General features: G+C 63.2%; 21 protein-coding genes and 1 pseudogene. 20 read left to right on the top strand and 2 right to left on the bottom strand.

All coding sequences use genetic code 11. The features are described 5' to 3' along the window. Positions 1-7 precede the first annotated feature (7 nt). The 17 genes from bshC (at position 8) to RMP10_RS09680 (ending at position 17718) form a co-directional block, all read left to right on the top strand. A complete protein-coding gene (bshC, locus tag RMP10_RS09760; RefSeq protein WP_310570120.1) occupies positions 8-1624 on the top strand; it encodes a bacillithiol biosynthesis BshC in 1617 nt (538 codons plus the stop codon). Beyond that, the gene (gene murJ, locus RMP10_RS09755) at positions 1621-3195 is read left to right on the top strand and encodes a murein biosynthesis integral membrane protein MurJ (RefSeq protein ID WP_310570119.1); all 1575 of its coding nucleotides are present in this window, start codon (positions 1621-1623) and stop codon (positions 3193-3195) included. The genes bshC and murJ overlap by 4 nt, the downstream gene beginning before the upstream one ends. Then, positions 3192-5147, top strand: a complete 1956-nt coding sequence (uvrC, locus tag RMP10_RS09750; protein ID WP_310570118.1) for an excinuclease ABC subunit UvrC — start codon at positions 3192-3194, stop codon at positions 5145-5147. Before murJ ends, uvrC begins: the two co-directional genes overlap by 4 nt. Further along, positions 5144-6289: a threonine synthase gene (locus tag RMP10_RS09745; RefSeq protein ID WP_310570117.1), complete on the top strand. Its 1146-nt coding sequence runs from the start codon at positions 5144-5146 to the stop codon at positions 6287-6289. The genes uvrC and RMP10_RS09745 overlap by 4 nt, the downstream gene beginning before the upstream one ends. A gap of 154 nt (positions 6290-6443) precedes the next feature. Then, on the top strand, positions 6444-7931 hold the full coding sequence (locus tag RMP10_RS09740) for an FxLYD domain-containing protein (RefSeq protein WP_310570116.1): 1488 nt from the start codon (positions 6444-6446) through the stop codon (positions 7929-7931). A 132-nt stretch (positions 7932-8063) separates the two neighbouring features. Continuing rightward, positions 8064-9359 carry a DUF512 domain-containing protein gene (locus RMP10_RS09735; protein WP_310570115.1) on the top strand — a complete coding sequence of 432 codons (1296 nt, stop codon included), beginning with the start codon at positions 8064-8066 and terminating at the stop codon, positions 9357-9359. After that, positions 9356-10669 carry a ribosome biogenesis GTPase Der gene (gene der / locus RMP10_RS09730; RefSeq protein ID WP_309669761.1) on the top strand — a complete coding sequence of 438 codons (1314 nt, stop codon included), beginning with the start codon at positions 9356-9358 and terminating at the stop codon, positions 10667-10669. The genes RMP10_RS09735 and der overlap by 4 nt, the downstream gene beginning before the upstream one ends. Positions 10670-10674: 5 nt before the next feature. Further along, entirely contained in the window at positions 10675-11307 is a 633-nt protein-coding gene (gene plsY, locus RMP10_RS09725; RefSeq protein ID WP_310570114.1) for a glycerol-3-phosphate 1-O-acyltransferase PlsY, read from the top strand. Continuing rightward, positions 11307-12311 (top strand): NAD(P)H-dependent glycerol-3-phosphate dehydrogenase, encoded by a 1005-nt coding sequence (locus RMP10_RS09720; protein WP_310570113.1) that lies wholly within the window; start codon positions 11307-11309, stop codon positions 12309-12311. Before plsY ends, RMP10_RS09720 begins: the two co-directional genes overlap by 1 nt. A 1-nt stretch (position 12312) precedes the next feature. Beyond that, positions 12313-12690, top strand: coding sequence for a MerR family transcriptional regulator (locus tag RMP10_RS09715; protein ID WP_310570112.1), 378 nt, complete (start codon positions 12313-12315; stop codon positions 12688-12690). 59 nt (positions 12691-12749) lie between these two features. Beyond that, positions 12750-13508 (top strand): 5'/3'-nucleotidase SurE, encoded by a 759-nt coding sequence (gene surE / locus RMP10_RS09710; RefSeq protein ID WP_309669765.1) that lies wholly within the window; start codon positions 12750-12752, stop codon positions 13506-13508. Further along, complete coding sequence (locus RMP10_RS09705; protein ID WP_309669766.1) at positions 13493-14149, top strand: protein-L-isoaspartate(D-aspartate) O-methyltransferase; 657 nt, start codon at positions 13493-13495, stop codon at positions 14147-14149. The genes surE and RMP10_RS09705 overlap by 16 nt, the downstream gene beginning before the upstream one ends. Before the next feature lie 75 nt (positions 14150-14224). Continuing rightward, positions 14225-15226, top strand: coding sequence for a hypothetical protein (locus tag RMP10_RS09700; protein WP_310570111.1), 1002 nt, complete (start codon positions 14225-14227; stop codon positions 15224-15226). Positions 15227-15231: 5 nt separating this feature from the next. Beyond that, the gene (locus tag RMP10_RS09695; RefSeq protein ID WP_345785790.1) at positions 15232-15513 is read left to right on the top strand and encodes an acylphosphatase; all 282 of its coding nucleotides are present in this window, start codon (positions 15232-15234) and stop codon (positions 15511-15513) included. A 27-nt stretch (positions 15514-15540) separates the two neighbouring features. After that, positions 15541-16071, top strand: a complete 531-nt coding sequence (locus RMP10_RS09690) for an adenine phosphoribosyltransferase (RefSeq protein ID WP_309669770.1) — start codon at positions 15541-15543, stop codon at positions 16069-16071. Between the two features lie 429 nt (positions 16072-16500). After that, the gene (locus tag RMP10_RS09685; protein WP_310570110.1) at positions 16501-17202 is read left to right on the top strand and encodes a hypothetical protein; all 702 of its coding nucleotides are present in this window, start codon (positions 16501-16503) and stop codon (positions 17200-17202) included. Between the two features lie 180 nt (positions 17203-17382). Further along, the gene (locus RMP10_RS09680) at positions 17383-17718 is read left to right on the top strand and encodes a hypothetical protein (RefSeq protein ID WP_310570109.1); all 336 of its coding nucleotides are present in this window, start codon (positions 17383-17385) and stop codon (positions 17716-17718) included. Between the two features lie 344 nt (positions 17719-18062). Here RMP10_RS09680 and RMP10_RS09675 read toward each other — a convergent pair whose 3' ends face one another. After that, positions 18063-19061 (bottom strand): P63C domain-containing protein, encoded by a 999-nt coding sequence (locus RMP10_RS09675; RefSeq protein WP_310570108.1) that lies wholly within the window; start codon positions 19059-19061, stop codon positions 18063-18065. Between the two features lie 115 nt (positions 19062-19176). Between RMP10_RS09675 and RMP10_RS09670 the strand changes: the two genes are divergently transcribed. The 3 genes and pseudogenes from RMP10_RS09670 to RMP10_RS09660 all read left to right on the top strand — a co-directional run. Beyond that, complete coding sequence (locus RMP10_RS09670; protein ID WP_310570107.1) at positions 19177-19440, top strand: hypothetical protein; 264 nt, start codon at positions 19177-19179, stop codon at positions 19438-19440. Positions 19441-20083: 643 nt separating this feature from the next. After that, positions 20084-20296, top strand: a complete 213-nt coding sequence (locus RMP10_RS09665) for a hypothetical protein (RefSeq protein ID WP_310570106.1) — start codon at positions 20084-20086, stop codon at positions 20294-20296. 59 nt (positions 20297-20355) lie between these two features. Then, positions 20356-21242: pseudogene (locus RMP10_RS09660) on the top strand (IS3 family transposase); the annotation flags it as partial. Positions 21243-21249: 7 nt separating this feature from the next. On the opposite strand, the gene RMP10_RS09655 reads toward RMP10_RS09660, so the two are convergent. Beyond that, a complete protein-coding gene (locus RMP10_RS09655; protein ID WP_310570126.1) occupies positions 21250-22626 on the bottom strand; it encodes an IS30 family transposase in 1377 nt (458 codons plus the stop codon). Between the last annotated feature and the right edge of the window lie 93 nt (positions 22627-22719).

Genomic DNA, 22719 nt, shown 5'->3' with positions numbered 1-22719 from the left:
AGAGGGCGTGACTGTCCGTGAACCAGTTCCGATGTCGGTAGACGGCGTGATCGTACGCACGGCCCAGCTGGGCGGCAGCACGCTTTCTCAAGCGGTGCAGCGCGGCGACGTCGGGGCGGAGTGGTATTCCCAACGGCCCAACTCCCCGGCCGCGTGGCGCGCACATGCATTGCAGGTGCGTGCCTCATTGGATGGTTACGACTGGCTCACGACGCTGGCCCCGGCCTTCGCGGCCACGGGGGCCGCTGCCGATCGCTTGGCACAGGCGGCCGCTCGCGGCGTGGTCGTCACGACGGGGCAGCAGCCCGGCCTGTTCGGCGGGCCGGCGTACACCTGGAGCAAAGCGCTCAGTGCGCTGTCGTTGGCGGACGAACTTTCGGCAGCCATCGATATGCCTGTGGCGCCCGTGTTCTGGGCAGCCACCGATGACGCCGATTGGATGGAAGCTGCCGTCACGCACGTCGCGACGGCGCGCGGTCTTCAGTCACTGTCCCTTTCCGGGCAACCGACGGAAGGCGTCGCCATGGCCGACGTGCCGCTCGGTGACCTGAGCGCTGCCAGAGCCGCGCTCACCACGGCGTGCGGATCGGCCGCGCAGGCGAGCGTGCTCGATGCCGTCGATGCGGCGTATGTGCCGCATGCCACCGTCGGCGCCGCGTACGTGCAATTGCTCCGGTCGCTGCTCGAACCGCTCGGCATAGCGGTACTCGATGCGTCGCATCCCGCCTTCCGCGTCGCGTCGGATCGCTTCCTGCGCCATGCGCTCACGGCAGCCGCGGCGGTTTCAGAATCGTTGTCAGCCCGCACGCAGGCGATCGAGAGCGCTGGCTATGCGCCGCAAGTCGATGTCATCGACGGCCTGTCCCTGGTATTTCACACCGGCTTGGTTTCGATCGGCGAAGGCGTGCAACGCGTGCGGGTGCGCGTGCCCGTCGCAGAGGCTGCCACCGTTGCCCGTGAAGCAGAACCCGGCACGCTCGGCGCGAACGTGCTCTTACGTCCAGTGCTGGAGCGCTCGCTGCTGCCGACGCTGACGTATCTCGCGGGGCCCGGTGAGCTGGCGTATTTCGCGCAGGTCTCACCGATCGCGTCGGCGCTCGGCGCACCGGCGCCGGTGGCGTCTCCGCGCTGGGCCGGAGAGGTGATCGACGGCGATGCCTATCGCGCGCTTGATCGCCTTGGTCTGTCGGAGGCCATGCTTCGCGACCCGCACGCCGCCGAACAGCAGGTTGCCCAGCGCCTGCTCGACGACGGGATCAGCGACACGCTCGAGCGCCTGCGTGTGGCGATCGATGCGCAGCTCCGTGCGCTGCGCGACAGTGTCGACGGTGCCGGTTCGCCGGTCAACCACGACGTGATCGCCGGATTGTCGCGCGACCTCACGCACCGAATCGATAAGTTCGAGCACCGTGTGCTAGGCGGCGTGAAGCGGAACGAAGTCGACGCGATGCGCGAGCTCGCCTACGTGCGCGCCTCGCTGCGTCCCATGGGGAAGTCACCGGAGCGCGTGCTCAACTTGCTGCCGTATCTCGCGCGATTCGGCGTCGGGCTCTTGCTCCGCCTCCGCGACGCGTCGCAATCGCACGCGCAGTCGCTCGTGCATGGAACGCGCGCCGCCTCATGAGTGAGGCCGGGGGCGGACGCTCCGCGTTCGTCGTTGGTGCGGGCATCCTCATCAGTCGCGTGGTCGGGCTCCTGCGACAGACGGCGTTTGCGTACTACTTCGGCGCGGGACCGGCTGCCGACGCATACGGAGCTGCGTTCAAGATTCCCAATGCCGTGCGGAACTTGCTAGGCGAAGGCACGTTGTCGGCGGCCTTTGTCCCGATTTACAGTCGGTTGCTGTCGCGCGAGGATCCGCGCGCCGCGCGCGCGCTGTCGAATGCGGTGCTCGGCCTACTGCTCGTTGCGACGTCGATCCTGACACTGCTCGGCATCGTGGCAGCGCCCATTCTGACAAGCCTGCTGGCCGCCGGCTTCGACGAGGCGACACGAGAGCTGACCACGCGGCTCACCCGCGTGATGTTTCCCATGACCGGCTTGATGGTGCTCAGCGGTTGGTGTCTCGGCATTCAGAACTCGCACCGACGATTCTTCTGGTCTTACGCCAGTGCGGCGATCTGGTCGCTCGCCCAGATCGCATTACTCCTCATCGGCGGACCGCGCGCCCCCGATACGGCCACGCTCTCGTATTGGCTGGCGTGGGCCACACTTGGCGGTGCGCTCTTGCAGATCGCGGCCCAGGCTCCCGAAGTCGTTCGACTGGCGGGCCCGCTTCGTCCCACGCTCGACCGGGCGGCGGAAGGCGTCATGCCGATGCTCCGTAACGTACTGCCCGTGGTTACCGCACTCGGAGTCGTTCAGATCTCATCTTTTGTCGATCTGTACATCGCGTCGTTTCTGCCATCGGGTGCAGTCGCAAGCTTAGGGTACGCCAACACGCTGGCCCTGTTGCCGGTGTCGCTTTTCGGTGTTTCAGTCGCGGCTGCCGCGCTCCCCGATTTGTCGCGTGATTCCGGTGCGATGGCTATGGATGCGCTGTTGGAGAAAGTGCGAAGTGGCTGGCAGCGCATTCTTTTCTACATCATCCCGAGTGCCGTCGCCTTCATCGTGCTGGGCGATTACTGCGTCGGCATCCTCTATCGTGCTGGTCGATTTGGTCTCGATGAGCAGACGTCGGTGCACTGGGTCCTCGCGGCGTACTCCATCGGGCTCGTGAGCTTCGGCTCGGTCAAACTGCTCGGGTCAGCGTACTATGCTCTGCAAGACTATCGAACGCCACTTCGCGCCTCTCTTACGAGTATCGTGGTTTCTGTGATCGTATCGGTCGGCGTTGCGGTGCCGTTGCGATCCTACTCTGTCGCGGCCGCCGGTATCGCGCTCGGGTCGGCCGTTGGGTCGTACGTGAACTTGGTCATGCTTGCGCGCGGGCTGCACCGTCGCCTCGGTGCGTTGTACACGGCGAGCATGTGGCGTGGTACACTCCGCATTGTGCTAGCGGCGTTGGCTGCTGCCGTCGTGGGTTCTGTGCTGCGATATGCGCAGGTTCGCTGGCTCCCCACCGCGCATCCGCGGCTGGTTGGCATTCCAGTGCTCGCCGGTTTCGGTGTCACGTACCTCTTGGTGGCGTGGGTGATGGGTTCCGCCGAGGCAGCACGGTGGCTTCGCCGCCCCGTGCGGACGGTCGGCAAATGAGCGCCGACCACGATCAGCGGCTCAGCGATGCGCTGTTGGTGCCGGAGGATGACTGGACCAGCGCCGCCATCGCGCGCGGTATGCCGGCCAGCGTCGCGCAGAAGCTGCCGCATCTGCCCGAGTCGCCGGGGGTGTATCTGTGGAAGGATGCCGAGGGGCAGGTGCTGTACGTCGGGAAGGCGAAGCGTCTGCGCTCCCGCGTGAAGAGCTATTGGGCGCAGGATCACTTGAGCAGTCCGAAGACGCGCGGATTGATGCGCAAGGTGCGGGCGCTCGATACGATCGTCGTGCCGAGTGAAGCACACGCGTTGATTCTCGAAGCGACGCTTATCAAGGAGTATCATCCGCGTTTCAACATCGCGCTCCGCGACGACAAGTCGTATCCGTACATCAAGGTCACCGTGCAGGAGCCGTTTCCGCGCGTCATCGTAACGCGACGGCTGCAGGACGACGGGGCCCGGTACTTCGGACCGTACACGGACGTCGGCTCCATGCGTCGCGCGCTGAACGTCGTCAAGCGGATCTTCACGGTGCGGTCCTGTCACTACAACTTGCCGAAGGAAGCGCCGGAACGCCCGTGTCTCGACTATTTCATCAAGCGCTGCCAGGCACCGTGCGTCGGTTATCAGTCCACGGATGACTATCGTGCAATGATCAACGAGGTCGTCTGGTTTCTTGACGGCCGCACGAGTGACGTCGTGCGCCACGTCCGCGAGCGAATGATGGACGCGTCTGAGCGACTCGACTTCGAGCGCGCCGGCGAGCTGCGCGACGCGCTGCGCCATCTCGAGAAGATGGAGGAGCCGACGGTCGTGCTCGAAGTCGAAGGTGGCGACCGCGACGTGGTCGGCTATGCGCGCGACGGTGAGGACGCCTGCGTCGTGATCATGCGCATTCGCGGTGGCAAGTTGCTGGCGCGTGACCACCGTCTGGTGGAGCACGCGGAAGACGAGGAGGATGGTGCCGTTCTCGGCGCCTGCCTCGCCCAATGGTATCGCACGGCGGAGGCCCGCGCGGCGGATCTGCTGGTGCCGTTCGATTTCGAGGATCGCGAGCCCCTCGAGTCTTCGCTCGATGGAACCAAGATCCGAATCCCGCAGCGCGGACCACGTCGCGCGCTTGTCGACCTCGCCGACAAGAACGCGCAGCACCTGCTCGAAGAATTCAAGCTCGCCGCGCTTGAGGCGGATGAACGCGCGGTCGATCCCGTGTACGAGCTGCAGCGAGAGCTGGGACTGCCACGCCTGCCGCGATCGCTCATCTGTTTCGATATTTCACACGCCCAGGGCACGGATGTCGTGGCGAGCGCAGTCTGGTTCGAGAACGGCCGACCGAAGCGTGCCGAGTATCGCAAGTTCAAGATCGCGATCTTCGAAGGCAACGACGACTTCAAGTCGATGCATGAAGTTGTCACGCGCTACTTCACGCGTCGCGTGACCGAGGAGTTGGCGCTTCCCGATCTGGCAGTGATCGACGGCGGCAAGGGACAGCTCGGTGCCGCGCGCGCGGCGCTCGATGCACTGGGGATCACCTCGATTGGGTTGATCAGTCTCGCCAAGCGCGACGAAGAGATCTTTCTGCCCGGCCGCAGCGATCCCGTGCGCCTGCCGCGTCGCTCGCCGGCGTTACGCATGCTGCAGCAGGCCCGCGATGAAGCCCACCGTTTTGCCGTCACGTTTCAGCGACAGAAGCGCGCAGCGCGTACGATCACGTCGGAGCTGTTGAAGATTCCCGGCGTCGGTCCCACGAAGCGCCGGGCCCTCCTCACGGCCTTCGGCAGCGTGCAGGGGGTTCGCGAGGCCACGATCGAGCAGATCGCGGCCGTACCGGGCTTCGGCTCCGGCTCTGCAGCACGGCTGCTTTCGGCGCTGGGCGTTCCCTCCCGTGAAACTCCGTCGGATATTGCCATCGATCCGACTTCTGACGTTCCTCCCGACTCGACCCTCGAATGACTTCTGCGACCTGGACTCTTCGCTGCTCGGCGTGCGATACGGCAGCGGAGCGCGACCGCGCCTCCGTGTGTGGTGCGTGCGGACAGCCCCTCTTCGCGCAGTACGCGCCGGTACCGAAGGGGACGCCATTGGCCGATCGGTGGGACGCCTGGCGCTACGCGCCGTTCATGCCGCTCGAGGCCGGCGAAGTGCCCGTGTCGCTCGGTGAGGGGTTGACGCCCATGATCGAGGCGCCGGCCCTCGCCGCCGCCACCGGCGTCCGCCGCCTCTGGATCAAGGACGAATCACAGAATCCGACGGTGTCCTTTAAGGCCCGCGGCATGAGCGCCGCGGTGACGCGCGCCAAGGCTCAGGGGTATCCTGGCCTCGTGGTACCGACGGCGGGCAATGCCGGTGCGGCCCTTGCCGCCTACGGTGCCGCGGCGGGCTTACCCGTGCGCGTGTTCGCGCCGCGGACCACGCCGCGCCCTATTCTCGATACGATTGAGGCGCTCGGAGCCACGCTGGTGCGGATCGATGGACACATCGGTGATGCCGGCAAGCTCGCGATCGCCTACGCCGCCGAATCCGGCTATTTCAACGTGTCCACGCTTCGAGAGCCCTATCGCGTCGAAGGTATGAAGACGATGGGTTTCGAAATGGCAGAGCAGCTCGGCTGGCGATTACCCGACGCGTTGGTCTACCCGACCGGCGGCGGGGAAGGGACGATCGGCATCTGGAAGGCCATCAACGAGCTCATGGCTGGTGGCTGGCTTCCCGACGGGGCCAAACAGCCTCGGTACGTGGTCGCGCAGGCTGCGGGATGCGCACCGATTGCTCGGGCCTTCGCGGCCAATGAGGATCGGGCCACGCCGTGGGTTGATCCCGTGACGTACGCCAGCGGCCTCAGGGTTCCGTCACCGCTTGGCGACCGCCTTTTGCTTCGAGTGCTGCGCGAGACGCACGGCATCGCCGACACGGCGACCGAGGAGGCGATCCGCGACTGGACGCTGCGGTTGGCCACCGCAACGGGCATCGACGCGGCACCAGAGGGCGGCTGTGCGCTCTCCGTACTGCACGATGCGGTGACGGCGGGCACGCTCTCGGCCGATGCCGAGGTTGTGGTGTTCAATACCGGCAGCGGCGCGTCCTACCGCGCATGATGGTGTTCGGCGCCTATACTTCGCGCGACTACGCTGTCGCCGCTGGGACGAGGCGCTTGACGGTGAGGGGTGCGCACAGGGTACGAATGAACCTGTGCGCCCGTCGGGGTACAACGACGTAGTAGCTATCTATGCACTTACGAGGAGAGCAGTGATGAAGGCTCGGATGTGGACGACGGTTGTGAGCGCGACGGTGCTCAGCGCGGGATTGCCGATGGCTTCCGTCGCGCAAGGCGCTTGCGAGATCAACGACAGTAGCCCGTTTCAGGTGAATGGCGCGAAGCAGTACGTGATCGCCGCCGCGGCCGCGAAGCGAGCCGACGAGGTGCCCAAGCACCTGCAGAACTCGATTCGCGTACTCACCGACGACCCGTCGAAGATCAAGAACGAGGCGGGTCGGCAGTGGATGCTGCTGCGCACCTATGCACAGTGGCTGCAGCGCGAGAACGCGACGCTGGTCATGAAGCGCGGCGACGTCGGCTTCACCCAGAATCCGACGGGGAGCCAGAATCTGTTGCTCGGCCTCGATTCGGCGGCGACCGCCATTGAGTCCATGCTGCCCCAGTGTAAGGAGAAGGTACGCCCGTATCGTGCGCAGTTCTTCGGAGAAATCCTGAACAAGGCGATCGCCGCCATGTCTGCGGAGCAGAACGACTCGGCCACGTATTTCGCCAATCTGTCGTTGCAGGTGTCGGGCACGGATCCCCGTCCGTGGAACGTACTGTCGGCGGTGTACCAGAAGCAGAACAAGATCGACAGCGCGATGATCGCGATGGAGAAGGTGATCGCGTTGTCTGGATCCGACACGTTGTACGCGAGGGTCAAGCAGCAGAGTCGGTACAATCTGGCGGTCATCAGCTTGACCCGTGCCGAAGCGGAAGCGGCTGGTGAGAAGAAGGACGCCGAGATCAAGACGGCCCGCGCACTGCTCGAAGCGTATCTCAAAGACACGCCAGGTGACGCCAATGCGGCGCAGGCGCTGGGTCGGGCCGTACGCTTGTCCGGTGACACTGCGGCCGTCTCGGCGATCTTCGCCGATATGCTGAGCGCGCCGGACAAGTTCTCCGCCGACCAGCTCTTCGAGGCGGCGTCGAATGCGGCGGCTACCGGTCATGACGCTGATGCGTCGAAGTTGTTCGAGAATGGGATCAAGAAGAATCCGTATCACCGGGTCGCTCTGCTGAACTATGCCAACGTGCTCTTCACGCTGAAGGACACGGAGCGCATGGGGCCGGTGGTGACGCGTCTCGTGGAAGTCGATCCCAATTTCGACCGTGGCTATCGCCTCATGGCCGGTCTCTGGCAGCTGAAGGCGCGCGCGGAGACCGACGCGGCGAAGAAGAAGACGGCGAACGATTCCGTGCTGTTCTATCTCGACAAGCAGACCAAGACGAATCCGCGGGTGGACATCACGCTCGCGCAGAAATCAGGGAACGCGTATTCGGTGCAGGGAACGGTCAACAACGAAGGCAGCGCGACTGCCTCGTGGACGATGAAGCTCGAGCTGCTCGATGCGGCCGGTGCCGTCGTGGCGACGAAGGACGTGGCGATCGGACCGATCGACGCAGGGGGAAACACGACCTTCTCGGTGAAGCTCGACGCGCCGAAAGCGGTCGCATACCGCTACGCGCCGCTCAAGTAAGTCCATGTTCTAAATTGACTTCGGACCTCACAGTTCGTATATTTTCTCAAGTGGGCGGCAGCGCTACGGTTGCCGCCCCTTGTCATCCGGGGGAAGGCCTTTGGGCCTCTTCCCCCGTTTTCGTCCCGGGTCATGGTTCGCGTCACACGTGTGCAGCCGGGGAGCATCGCCGACGAAATCGGCATCGTTCCCGGCACTGAACTCCTCGCCGTCAACGAACGGCCGTTGGAAGACTTCCTTGATTGGGAGTTCCTGACGGCCGATGAGGCGTTCATCGTGTCGGCGCGGATGCCGGATGGTTCCGAAGTCGAATACGATATTGAACGGGAAGGTGGTGAACCGATGGGCGTGGAGCTCGCTCCGCCCACGGTGCGTCGGTGCGCGAACCGGTGCGAATTCTGTTTCATCGAAGGACTCCCGAAGGGCCTTCGGAAAGGCCTCTATATCCGCGACGACGATTACCGGCTGTCCTTCGCCTACGGCAACTTTGCCACGTTGTCGAACGTGAAAGAGAAGGACATCGCGCGCATCCTCGAGTACCGCCTGTCACCCCTGTACGTGTCGGTGCATGCTACGCCGTGGGAAGCGCGCAAGATCCTGCTCAACAACCCGCGTGTCCCGAATATTGTGGACCAACTCACGCGGCTGGCCGAGGGTGGCATTCAGTTCCACGGACAGATGGTGATCGTGCCAGGGCTCAACGACGGTGACGTGCTCGAGCAGTCGCTCACCGACCTCTGGAACCTCGGCGACGCCGTGATGTCGGTGGCGCTCGTTCCAGTCGGCGTGACCCAGTTCTCGCACCTGTACAACGGCAAATCGATGGACGCTGTCAACGCGCGTCGCTTGCTCGAAACCGTGCACCGCTGGGAAGAGCGTGGCTTGGCGGAGCGGGGCGACCGTTGGGTGTTTGGATCCGACGAGCTGTATCTGCTGTCCGACGAACCGCTCCCCGACATGGAGCATTACGGCGACTTCTCGCAGATCGAGAATGGCGTCGGTGCCGTGACATCCCTGCGAGCCCGCGTGCGCGACGGACTCGCGCAGTTGCCCCGCCTCGACGGCAAAAAGATCGGCGTCGTAACGGGTGTCTCCATGACGCCGTTGATGCCCGAGTTGCTCGACCTGCTGCGTGAAGCCACCGGCGCCGAGTTCTCGCTCATTACGATGGAGAACTCGTTGTTCGGTCCGACCACGACCACCGCCGGCCTGCTGGTCGGCGCCGATATTCGCAAGGCGCTTTCCGATCGGCACGATCTCGATCTCGCGCTCATTCCCGCCGAGTGCATCAACGACGATGGACTCTTCCTCGATGAAGAGTCGTTCGTGGCGGTGCGAGAATCGCTGCCGATGCCGGTATATCCTTCGTACGATTTCATAGACGCGCTGGTCCCGGAAGGTGACGCGGCGTTCCAACCAGCCGCATGAGTCTTCCAGTCATAGCCATCGTCGGACGTCCCAATGTCGGGAAGTCCCATCTGTTCAATCGTATCGTCGGCGAAGCGTCAGCGATCGTCAGTGAGGAAGCGGGCACGACCCGCGACCGCCATTTCGGCCAGGCCGATTGGGCCGGCCACCACTTCTGGCTGGTCGATACCGGCGGACTCGTCGAAGATTCGAACGAGCCGATGGACGTCGCCATCCGCAAGCAAGTCATGCAGGCGATCGATGAAGCCGATCTCCTGATGCTCGTGGTGGATGCCAAGGTCGGCGTGCACCCCAGCGATGCGCGCCTCGTCGACATTCTGCGGCACGCCAAGAAGCCGTGGGTGCTTGTCGCCAACAAGGTCGACGACCCCAACAGTGCCGACTTCTACGATTTTTATCGGCTGGGCGTGACCGATGTGTATCCCGTGTCCGCCGCCAACGGTAAGGGCTCGGGAGACCTGCTCGACGCCGTTGTCGCTGCCATCCCCGAAACGGATGAAGTGCCGTCGGAGGCGGTGCGTATCGCCGTGATCGGCCGACCGAACGTGGGCAAGTCGTCGTTCGTGAACAAGCTGCTTGGCGAGGAGCGCCTGGTCGTGAACGACGAATCGGGCACGACGCGCGATTCGATCGACGCGCCAATGCGCTATCACGACCAAGAGATCATCTTCGTCGACACGGCCGGTTTGCGGCGTCAGTCGAAGATCGACGACGGCATCGAGTTCTACTCGGCGCTGCGCACCCGGCGCGCCATCGATTCGTCGGACGTGTGCATCCTGATGGTCGACGCCACGGAAGGCTTGCAGAACCAGGATCTCAAGATCGCGACGTTGGCGTGGGAAGCCGGCCGCGGCCTGATCATGGTGATCAACAAGTGGGACCTGTACGCGGACAAGACCGACAAGAGCTCGGCCAAGTTCCGGAAGGATGCCGTGGAGAAGGTGCCCTATCTCGGCTTCGTACCCTTCCTGTTCACGTCGGCGCTCACGGGCCAGCGCGTCAACAAGGTGCTCGACATGGCGCTGGAAGTGCAGGAACAGCGCACGCGCCGCATCTCCACCTCCCAGGTGAATGATGCGCTGCAGGAGATCATCGCCCGACTGCAGCCGCCCCAGGCGGCAGGTCGCGAAGTGAAGCTGAATTACGCCACGCAGGTGGAGACCTCTCCGCCCACGTTTGCATTCTTCGGCAATCATCCGGACTTGATCCCCGAGAACTACATCCGCTTCATTCACAACCAGCTTCGTGAGAAGTGGGGATTCACGGGCTCGCCGATGCGCATCATCATGCGGAGCAAGCGCGAGTCGTGAGTCCCATGATCGCCCAGGCCGCGGCGTTGCTTGCCGCGTACGTCATTGGCTCGTTTCCCACGGCGTACCTCGTGGGAAGGGCGAACGGTGTCGATCTGCGGACAGTAGGATCGGGCAACCTTGGTGCGACCAATGTTTTCCGCACACTGGGATGGAAGTGGGGGCTGCTCGTGTACGTCGTCGACGGTCTCAAGGGCGCCTTGCCTGTGCTGCTGCTGCCCGGCGCGATCGGCGGAGCCACCGGATGGCCGTGGGGCGCCGCGTTCGGCTTGTTGGCCATCCTCGGGCACGTGCGTCCGGTGTTTCTGATGGGCAAAGGTGGCGGGAAAGGCGTCGCGACGGCGAGTGGCGTCTTCATCGCGCTCGCTCCCATTCCTGCGCTCTGCGCCATCGTCGGTTTCATCATCGCGGTGGCGATAACGCGTTATGTCTCGCTCGGATCACTGGTCGGCGCCGTGGTACTTCCCGTGGCGGTGTTGCTGCAGCAGCGCGAGATCACGCCGCTGGTGTTGGTGAGTGCGGCAGTCGGTGCATTTGTCTTCTGGACCCATCGCGAGAACATCGGTCGCCTTCGGCGCGGGGAAGAGCGTCGCGTCGGCACGAGCTCGTCGTCGTCTTCTGCTGGAGGTCGCGCGTAATGGAGACGCCGCTGGCCTGCGCCGTGATCGGTGGCGGTGCCTGGGGCACGGCGATCGCGGATCGTCTCGTGCGCAATGGTCATCGCGTCACCATCTGGGCCCGTGAACACGACGTGGTCGAGGCGGTGAACGCCCGTCACGAGAATCCGCGCTTCCTTCCGAACATCGCGCTCGCTCCGGGACTCACGGCAAGCAGCGATATGGGAGTTGCGCTTCGGGGTGCCGGTCTGGTGGTCTACGCCGCGCCATCACACGTCCTGCGCGCCGTGGTTGCGTCCTCCGCCGGGTCGATCGCGCCGGGTGCGGTACTCTCGGTTGCGACCAAGGGTATCGAGCGCGAGACGCTGGCGTTGATGACGGATGTTGTGGCGCAGGAAGCGCTCGGACATGAGGTCGTGGCCGTGAGCGGACCAAGCTTCGCCGCTGAAGTGGCGCAAGGACAGCCGACCGCGGTCGTGGCCGCGAGCGCGTCGCATGACGCGGCCAAGCTCGTGCAGTCCGCGATGAGCGCGGCCGCTTTCCGGGTGTACACCAGCGACGACATTGTCGGTGTGGAACTCGGCGGTGCACTCAAGAACGTGATGGCGGTGGCGACGGGCATCCTTGACGGGCTGGGACTCGGCTACAATCCGCGCGCGGCCCTGATGACGCGAGGCCTGGCCGAGATGACGCGCCTCGGCGTGTCGCTCGGCGCACGTGCCGAGACCTTTGCCGGGCTCGCGGGGCTGGGCGATCTCGTGCTCACGTGCACGGGCGCGCTGTCGCGCAACCGCGCCCTCGGCGTGGCGATCGGGCAGGGGCAGTCTCTCGATGAAGCGCTGTCCGGAAAGGACAGCGTCGCCGAGGGCGTGCTGAACGCGCAGAGCGCCAAGGCCCTCGCCGACCGTGCCGACGTGGAGATGCCGATTATCGACGCGACGTATCGCATCCTGTTCGAACGGCAGGCCCCGCGCGAAGCCGTCGCGGAACTGATGGCGCGCGAGCTGCGCGCGGAGCGCGACTGACGTGGCGGCGCCCCGCGGCGAGCCGATCCAGGAGTTCTACTCCATTGGCGAGGTCTGTTCACTCACCGATCTCAAGCCGCACGTCCTGCGATACTGGGAAAGCCAGTTCAAGCTCCTGAATCCGGCAAAGAATCGGAGCGGCAACCGCGTCTACGCGCGTCGCGAGGTCGAACTGATCTTGCTCGTGAAGCATTTGCTGTATACCGAGAAGTACACGATTGACGGCGCGCGCCAAAAACTCGATGAGCACCGCAAAGGGGGCTCCCTACGACCAGCGGCCCGGGCAGCACTCGAGATCGAAGCGCTCGAGAGCATCGAGCGCGATCTGGCGGAGTTGCAGGCCATTCTCGACGACCGTCCGTCCCCGCGTCCCCGCTAAGCCCGACTCGCTCAGACGCATCCCGCGCGCTGATTGCTCTTTGTCTTTCACCCGATCCCATGCGCATTCTCCTCAGTAACGACGATGGCATTCTCGCCAAGGGGTTGGGCGTGCTCGAGCAGGCCTGCTTCCCGCTTGGCGAGCTCAGTGTCGTGGCTCCCGATCGTGAACAGAGCGCCACCAGCCATTCGCTCACCTTGCATCATCCGTTGCGGCCCGTGCAACTCGGCGAGCGACGCTGGCAGGTGGACGGCACGCCGACCGATTGCGTGATGCTCGCCTGCGAGGTGCTGCTCGACGAGCGCCCGGATTACGTGATCAGCGGGATCAACCACGGCCCGAACATGGGCGAGGATGTGCTCTACAGCGGCACGGTGGCGGCCGCGATGGAAGGTCTGGCGCTCGGCATTCCGTCGATCGCGGTCTCGTTTGCCGGCAGTGTGCTACGCGCCGACGCGTTGCTTGAGACGCAGGTTGATGTGCTGCGCGACCTACTGAAGCACTTGATGTCGCTCACGTCGTTTCCGCGTGAGACGTTGTTGAACGTGAACCTGCCAAACGTGGCCGGTGACCAGATCAAAGGCGTTCGCCTGACGCGACTTGGACGTCGTGTGTTCAGCGACTCCATCACGAAGATGAAGGATCCCTGGGGTAGAGAAATCCTGTGGATCGGCGGCGGTACTGTGGAGTGGAGTGGTCCGGAGGATTCGGATTTCCGCGCCGTACACGACGGGTATATCTCGGTGACCCCGTTGCACCTCGACCTCACGCACCGCGATGTGCTCGATACGGCGACGGATTGGTGGCGTCCTCTGTAGAACCGGAGTTCCGCGGCGCGCGCCGACGGCTCGTCGAGGCGCTCCAGGATAAGGGCATTCGTGACCTCGCGGTTTTGCGCGCCATCGATCAGGTGCCACGGCATCTGTTTGTGCCGCCCACGGTGCGTCATCGGGCCTACGAAGACTCGGCACTCCCGATCGGCAGCGGGCAGACGATCTCGCAGCCGTACGTGCACGCACGCGCGCTCGAGCAACTGATGCTCACGGGCAAGGAAAAGGTGCTCGAGATCGGTACAGGGTCCGGCTATCAGACGGCGCTGCTGGCGGAGCTCGCGGCCCAGGTGTTCTCGATCGAACGCTTTCCGGCACTCCTCGACAAGACGCGCCCGATTCTGCAGCACGCCAACGTGCGTAACGTCTCCATCCTGCTCGGTGACGGCACGCTCGGCTGGCGTGAGTATGGTCCATACGATGGGATCGTCGTCAGCGCGGGTGCGCCCCACGTACCGCCCGCCTTGGAGGAACAGTTGGCCGAGGGCGGACGGATGCTGATTCCCATCGGTGATAGGGACGAACAGATGTTGACGCTGTTCGTGAAACGGAACGGACAGCTGGAAGGTCGTGACATCGTTCCGGTCCGCTTCGTCCCCTTGATTGGGGCCGGTGGTTGGCCGGCCTGACGGACCCGACACCCGCGCCCGTTTGCGCGCGGTTGCTCCTCAGCGCATCTTCGGCACTCACGGCCTGACCACGCTATGTCCACACCTGCCTCGAATCCTTCCAGCGGCGCTGACCTGCGCTCGACTCGCACTCCGTATGCGTTTCCGCACACGGGGAGCGCGCAGGGTGACCGTGCGCTGAACCCGGTTCGATTGAAGGTCGGTCCGTACGTGCCCGAGCCGTGGCGCAGAACGCCAGCCCTCGACGCAGCGCGGGCCGTGACGCCGCTCTCGGTGACGCCGCTCTCGGTGGGGGCGGCGTCGGCCGCAGAGATGCCGCCATCGTATCCGACACCAGCGTACTTCACGCCGCTCGGGTCGATGGCGCAGGATGATTTCGTGACGCCCGCGTTTGATCTGCCAGCCATTCTTGACGAAACCGCAGGTCCGGTTGCCGTTTCGCCGGCTGAGCCGAGTGTGTCGTTACCGCTGGAGACGCCACCGCTCCCCTGGATTGACGCGTTCCTCTCGTCGACACCGGCGATGCCAATGCGGGCGGTCGACGAGCCAGCCGCGTCATTCACGCCACCGTCCGCGGAGGCGATTGTCGAGGAGGCTGTCGCGGCCACCGAGTGGACGATGACCGCCCCAGCCCCAGAGGCGCCGACGCCCTCCGATGCGTGGGCGCTGGACGAAGCTGCCGAGAAAATGCGGGCACTGGCCGATGAGATGCGCGACCATGAGGGCATCGCCGGCGCATCAGGTGAGGCCGCGCGCTTGTTCGACGCGTCGCCGTCTCCAGAACCGCTTGCCGCGTGGAGCGATGACGACATGATTGACATCATGCCGCTTCAAAAGGAGCGCTCCGCCGCGCCGAGCCGGACGTCGACGCCGGGATCGAACAGCGCGCTTGAACCGTGGGCGGATCGGGCGCGTCGCGCCGGTGATGAAAGCGCCGAGGCTGCGGCGCGGGCGCTCGAACTCCTTGCCCGTCGTGTTCGCGACGGCGAGATCTCGCTGGCCGGCTATGAGCCCCGTCTCGGTGACGCCGCCGCACTGGCCGCCGCGCTTGCCGCCCTCCTCGGCGTCCGTCGGTAATGGCGCTGGCGGTTCGCCGCTACCGGGTGGAAGGGGAAGTGCAGGGCGTCGGCTTCCGTTGGTACGTGCGTGAGCAGGCCCGAGCGCTCGGGCTCGCTGGGTGGGTGCGCAATGAGCCTGATGGAGCCGTGGTGCTCGTCGCGTCCGGGGAAGCGATGGCGCTGGACACGCTGGAACGCGTTCTGACGATCGGCCCGCAGTACTCGACGGTCAGCAACGTGGTTCGGCGGGAACTCACAAGCTTCGACGCGATGGGTCTCCCCACGCCCTTCCTGATCGAGCGATAGCGGGCGGTCGGCGATATGTTGCGGCGCATGACCGCCACGCTGATCGATCGACTGACTGCCACGCTTCGGGATGTCCCGGACTTTCCCAGCCCGGGCATTCTCTTCAAGGATATCACGCCGGTGCTTGCCGATCCGGCGCTGATGCGCGACGTGATGACGGAGATGCTGGCGCCTTTTCGCCGTTCCGGTGTCACCCATCTGGTCGGCGTCGAGAGCCGTGGCTTCTTGTTTGGCATGCCGATGGCGCTGCAGCTTGACGTGCCGTTCGCGCCGGCGCGGAAACCGGGCAAGCTGCCCTGGAAAACGGCACGTGAATCGTACGACCTCGAGTACGGGAGCGACGTGCTGGAGATGCATACCGACGCGGTTGGGGCAGGCGCCCGCGTCCTGGTGGTCGACGATGTTCTGGCCACTGGCGGAACGGCTGCCGCGGCCTGCCGTCTGATCGAGCGACTGGGAGGATCGGTTACCGGGGTCTCGGTTCTGGTCGAGCTCGGATTTCTGCATGGCCGGGCGAAACTGCCAGATCGCGCCGTACACGCTGTGGTGACCTTCTGAGCACGAGAACACCCGGACAGACTTGAGCGCGACGCACCGATCAACGAGATTCGCAACGACCCTGCGGTGGCTCCACCGTGCGGTGGCTCCACCGTACGGTTCCGTCCCCGTAGCTCAGTTGGATAGAGCGGAAGTTTCCTAAACTTGATTCGAGTTCGCTTGTGAGCGCCTAAGGTATTGACGGGTAGCATCTTAGCGCGAAACGAGCCGGGCGCTGACACGATTCGCTGCACTCGAATGCGACCCAATGCTCGGCACAGGTTCCGACACACCGAAGCGTCTGAAACAAGGACCTGCACTCGTAATAAGCGCGATTCCTTCAGCTATTAGCGAAGTACGTCAATTTGCGGCGGCCTTCCGGCAACAGCTTAGTCTAGCCAACAGCAGAGCTGCTATTTCCCATCGGCACCGGAGAATAGAGTGAGAGGGATGATTGGGCTTTACTCGATGTTGATTGCGGCAACCCTCGCGGCGCGAACTAATGACTATCTTCGCGGCACGAAATCCGTCCAGAACGGATTCTTTATCCGACTGCTGATAGTCGGCTGTTTCATTGCACCACTGACGATGGGACAGTGGAAGCCAGCTCTTCTCATGGTAGGAGTTTGGCTGGCTGTTGTTCGACCACTGGCAGGCATACTCGGACCGCGAGTCGCGATTTGGCTGTTGCGAATGGGGTCGCAAGGCCCGTTTGAGAGCTGGGTTGGTAGACCGCCTTCTCAGCTTCGGCGTATCTACCGCGCCATCGAAGGTTTGGGCGGGGTGCCGGGACAGGACATCCAGACCGCGATGGGGAACGCTGAGAAGAAGAGTGCGTTGAAATCGGCCGCTATTGATTACGCGCTTCGGCGCCCGGAAATACACGCCGTGATGCAGCGCTTCGGCGCAGATCGCCAGACCCTGCAATCCCTATTTGGCGAGTTGATTGCCTGCGGAATCGGTGGCATGAGAACGGGCCATTATCTGCCCGAGGCAATCGCTCAGTATCCACGGCCGCTGACGTTCTTGCTGTCTTGGAATGCCGATAGATCGAAAATGCGCCAGCTGGATGTTGCGATGGCTATCATAGGGTATTTCGATCGCGGCGAGACGCTTCCGACGTTGGAAAAGGAAGTCGCAGGAGTTGGTTAGAAGGTGTGCACCTACTACGGCAAAGCTTGTAGTGCACGATCGTGTATGCTCCAAAACGGTTCGACGAGGAGCCGGAGCGTTATCTGAGCCTCCAGTGGAATAGCTTCAGATTGAGCTCTCGGAAAATCCGAGTATTAACAGATCCCCTCGCATGAACAGCAGAGCAAAACGGAGCCTGACATGCCCTTAAGAATGGCCGAAGGATTCCCCGAGTTTTCGGTCCACGACGAAGCCATCTCCTCGTGGTTTTCGGCGCGAGAATGGCCGGTGACCGACCGGTTTGTTGTCGATTTCGACGTATTTGCTTGGCGTCACGAGCCTAGTGCTCCTGAGCAGCCTCGGACGCTGCGTGTGACTAGAACTGTCTTGGAAGACGTCACTCCCGATGCGCTGGTTGCGTTCATGCAGAGCGTTGACGTGGCGAGGCTTCTCGCTTCCAATCACCGGAAAAACGTTGTGATCCATCGCTTGGAGAACGCAAACGTCGGCGTGTCAGTGCTCGACTTTCCAACCTGAACGAACGCGGAAGCGTATGGGGTGAAGCATCGCGCGCCTTCTCAACAACTTCGGCTGACCTCGACTTGTTCTTTACGTCTTGTGTGCCGGGACCCGGAGGGCGGCACAGGTCGGGGCGCTTTTGCCGGTTTGCGATCGTCCCGTTGGCACTGGTAGCGTTTCAGGTGTTACAGAGCAACGAGCCTATGGTGCGCCATTTAGAATCATGACCGCGAAGAAGACCCCAAAGAAACAGCCGCCTAGGAAGCGAGCTGCTGATCCGAACTTCGCAGCATTCGATGTCGTGAAGCGCATTACAGATAGCCGCCGTCGCCGCCAAAGCGAGGCGACGACCCAAAGCGTTCCTAGTCGTCAAGCGCCAACTGGAGCGTGTCGCTCCACTTGGGCAACGCCTTATTCAGATGCAGCTCGAATGTTTCGTAGTCGGGCGAGATCTTCATCAGCGCGACAACTGATGCCAAGTGCTCCAACAGCTTCGGATTGCCGACGTCATCCGTGAGTCTCTGGAACATCTTGTCCTTGAGCTTCCCCGACTCGGTGCGAGGCGTGATGCGCTTCAGCTCATCCTTCACACCCGGTGCAAGGCGGTCGTACACAATGCTGTTCGTCAGAATCCCGAAATACTGAGGGAGTTTCATGCTTGGGGGAGGGTAGGCGACATCCCGCAGTCGGCAAAGCTGCTCGTAGTACTGTGGCGGAAAGGTGCGCACCCATTTGCGCAGTTCCTTCTGGACGAATGACTCAAGGATCTTCGCCAAGGCGTCGCGAGAGCGCTCTGCTTGGAATCCAGTCGCCTCGTCCACGAGCGCTACGATCCCAACCCTAGCGAACGCACGAACCAGCAGTTCGCATTGTTCTGCGATGTGATCTTGCTGGTAGTTGAGCGCACCCGCCTTCCGCGCAGCCAAGACGGCGTCACAGATGTCCGCTAGGATCGTGGCCTCATATCCGTACGCTGTCGCACCCCCGACCTGAAAGACAATCGGGTTGGTGATCATCTGACCCAATTCAGGAGAGACGAAGCTACTAAGTGCTTTGGTGCCAATGAATTTTGACAGCCGATCACCAGCGCCACGGGTCGCCGTTCCCTGCTTGATGTCGAGCGCTGTCATCATGCCGCGTTGGATCAGTACGCGCCGCTGATCGTCAAGCACGTAGCATGGAATTTCCAAGTCCCCAATGCGCAGTGGGCGGTCGGGGGATCCGTATTGGGCCGTTGGGATACCCTTCTGCCACCTCGCCTGAGACGCCTTTTGAGCGCGCTCCTTGAGCGCCTTCTTTGACATGTTCGCCGCACTCTTCTTCCCGCCCATCGCACCGAACTTCTTCGCGTCGTCTGACATCGGTCCTCGTGGTTAATGGAATGCTTACGGGTTAGTATGGCACACGAAAGCGATTCGCGCAAGATGCTTACTGGTTAGCATGGACAGACTGCTAAGGGGTTAGCATACTCTTTCCATGAACAAGACGAGCGCGGCTACCCAAGCGTTGATCATTCGATGCCTCACGGAAGGCATGGCCATGAGCCCCACGGCTCGCGCTACCGGCGTAGCCAAGACTACGGTACTTCGTTTGCTGGGCGGCGTTGGCGACTTTGCGGCCTTCTACCACGACTTTCGCGTCGTCGGCGTTCGTGCGCCACGCCAAGAATTCGATGAGCAATGGTCATTCGTCGACGCGCACCGTGGCCGCTCAAAGAACGAAGAATTCGGCGATGTCTAGACGTTTGTCGCGCTCGCGTCCGAGTCGAAGCTGGTGATTTCGTATCTGTGCGGCGAGCGCTCGTGGGAGAACACCTACGCTGTTGTCGAGGACGCAGCGGCGCGCAGACTACGCCAAGGTCATTAAGGAGTACGAGAATTCTGACAAAGAGTCGATGCGCCGGTATGGACCGGCGAAGGTCAAGGCCGTAGCCAGAATCAAGGTCATGGGCAAGCCGAACATGGACGACGCCACGACCAGTTACATCGAAAACCTGAACCTGCACACCCGCCAGAAGTGCCGCCGGTTCTCACTGCCTCACCGACCTCACCGACGATAGAAGAGTGTCCGGAAGTCAGCCGGATGCGCAATAGTGAGAACTAGCGCCATCCTCTGACAGAACGGCTGGGAACGGGCCTCGGCGATTCTGTCTCGAAGCACAACGGTTCAGAGGTACACTTTTGAACGTTGTTCGCCGGGACAATTTTTCAGTGTTGCCTCATCGAGCCAACCTGTCATCGCCGGGAATCGGTTAGCACCGAGGGACCACCAGTTGACAAAAGCAAACGGCACTGAGCAATCAGAGTCACAATCAAAAAGGGGCGCTTCCCCGATAGAGAACACGACGCCCTGCGCGGGACCGGTATCGGGATCGGAGATCCTTATGGATACCTACGCTGCGCTTAAAAGGCACGTCGTTCTGTCCCATGAAGAGGCGGTGGCCGTCGCGCTCTTCGCTGCGTTTACCTTTGCGGACGACGCGTTCCAAATCTCGCCCATTCTTGCTGTGCTCTCCCCTGAGAAGCGCTGCGGAAAGACGACGCTTCTAAGCCTCCTGAGTAAGCTCTGCAAAGATACTCTTGCAGTCTCGAACTGAGCTGTCCCGGGTTCCGTAGACACCTTTCTTAGGTGTACATACGGAGTGGGAGGTAGGTCATGGCCAAAGCACGGCGCAAGTTCAGCGAAGAATTTAAGCAGGAGGCCGTCCGGTTGGTGACGGTGCGCGGGGTCTCAATGGCGCAGGCGGCGCGCGATCTCTCGATTCATGTCAATCTGCTCCGGACCTGGATGCGGACGGTGACGAGTGATGCTGCTGCAGCCGCGACGGGACGCCAGAGTGCCAAGTCGGAGCAGGCCGAGCTGACGCGACTGCGCAAAGAGGTGACGACGTTGCGGATGGAGCGCGACATCCTAAAAAAAGCCGCGGCCTACTTTGCCAGGGAGTCGATGTGAAGTTCGACTTTGTGGCGAAGCATCGAGGGACGTGGCCAGTGGCGATGCTGTGTGACATGCTCGGTGTGTCAGCGAGTGGGTTCTACGCACGGACCGTACGCCCCGAGAGCGCTCGGGCGAGGGCGGATGCCGCGTTGGCGGTAGCGCTGCATCGGCGCTTCCTCCTGAGCGATCGGACGTACGGGGCACGGCGCCTCTGGCGCGATGTGCGCGAGGACGGTTTCGTGGTGGGCTTGCACCAGGTCGAGCGCGTCATGCGCACGCAGGGGCTGCGCGCGCGTCCTCGTCGACGGGCATTGCCGGCCGATCACGGCGTGCGATCGCCGCACGCGATTGCGCCGAATCTGCTGGATCGCGATTTCACGGCGACGGCGCCCAATCAGAAGTGGGTCGCAGACTTCACGTATTTGTGGACCACCGAGGGGTGGCTCTATGTTGCCGTCGTGCTCGATCTCTATTCGCGGCGCGCGGTCGGCTGGTCCATGCAGGAGACGATGACCGCGCAGCTGGTGACCGATGCGCTGATGATGGCCGTGTGGCGCCGTGGCGTACCGCCCAGTGATCTCGCGCATTCCGATCAGGGCAGCCAGGGCGGATTCAATCGGTCGTCGCAACACCGGGTTGTGCGACAGATTTTAGATGGTCGTTCAGCGCCTCTGCCGGCGTCTTCCATCCTAACGTTTTGCGCGGCCTATTGTTGAAAGCCAGTGCGACGGCTTGCAGCTCTTGCTCACTCCATCGAGACAGATCCGTGCCCTTGGGGAAGTATTGGCGGAGCAGCCCGTTCGTGTTCTCGTTGGTGCCGCGTTGCCACGGACTATGCGGGTCCGCAAAGAAGACCTTCACACCGGACTCGATCGAGAAGCGCGCATGATCGGACAGTTCCTTGCCACGATCCCACGTGAGTGACTGCCATAAATGGCTCGGGAGCTTGGTCACTGTTCGCGTGAGCGCGTTGGCCATGGTGATGGCTCCGTAACCTCCCAGCGCTGGACCAGTCTTCGTCCGGGGCTTCAGTCCATAGCCGGTCTCGCGCGGCAGGTGCACCAGCATCGTGAAGCGGCTTGACCGTTCGACCAGCGTCCCGATGGCCGACCGGTCGAGGCCGATAATCAAGTCCCCCTCCCAGTGCCCCGGCACCGCGCGATCGTCTGCCTCGGCAGGGCGGCTGGCGATCATCACCTCGTCACTCACATGGGCCCAGGCTTTGGCCTGGGACCTAGCGCGTGGCGTGCGCAGCGCGCGCCCGGTGCGCAGGTAACTGACCAGCTCTCGCTTGAGGGCACCCCGCCCTTGAATGTAGAGCGCTTGGTAGATCGCTTCGTGGGAAATGCGCATCGACGGATCATCCGGGAAGTCCACCCGAAGGCGGTTGGCAATCTGCTCCGGTGACCAGCCATTCACCCATCGGCGGTCACCGCGGTGTGGCTTGTTCCGACCGATGAACGGGGCTTGTCGAGGGCCGTCGACCACGCGTCCACGTGCATCGTGGATCGTCCCCTCCAAGTGCTGCTGGACATAATCGCGCAGCCGGGGGTTCGTCACCAGCTTGGCTGGCTTGGGCCGTTTGGCTACGAGATCGGACTTCCAATGCGCGACGGACGCTCGATACTCCAGCTTGCCGCCGCGAGTGGCCGCGTTGCGTTTCAACTCCCTCGAGATCGTTGACGGGCTTCGACCAATGCGACGAGCGATTTCCCGCACTCCGACCTCTTGTGCGCGCAGCAGCCCGATCTCTTCTCGCTCTGCGAATGACAGATACCGGCCACAAATCGGTTTCGCCATCATCAAGGGCATACCTCCGCGATGCCGGAACCAGCGAGTGCCGACCACCGGCGACACACCAACCGCTTCGGCGGCCTTCTCGCTGGTGATTCCCGTCGCAATCTGTGCCCAGAATTGACGCTCGACTTCGCGCCGGAGCGAGGGAGCCCCCGGAGAGCGCATTGCCTCCCTCCCGGTCAATTCCTTCATCCATCCTGCGGGTCGCCCCATACACACCTCTTAGTTGAAGGTGTTGCGACGACCGATTGAATCCGCCTTGCGATCCGCGGTCCGAGTGGACCA

The organism is Gemmatimonas sp. (genome assembly GCF_031426495.1).
Classification (GTDB): Bacteria; Gemmatimonadota; Gemmatimonadetes; order Gemmatimonadales; family Gemmatimonadaceae; genus Gemmatimonas.
The sequence above is the reverse complement of the archived record's forward strand: the minus strand, read 5'-3'. Positions and strand labels throughout refer to the sequence as shown.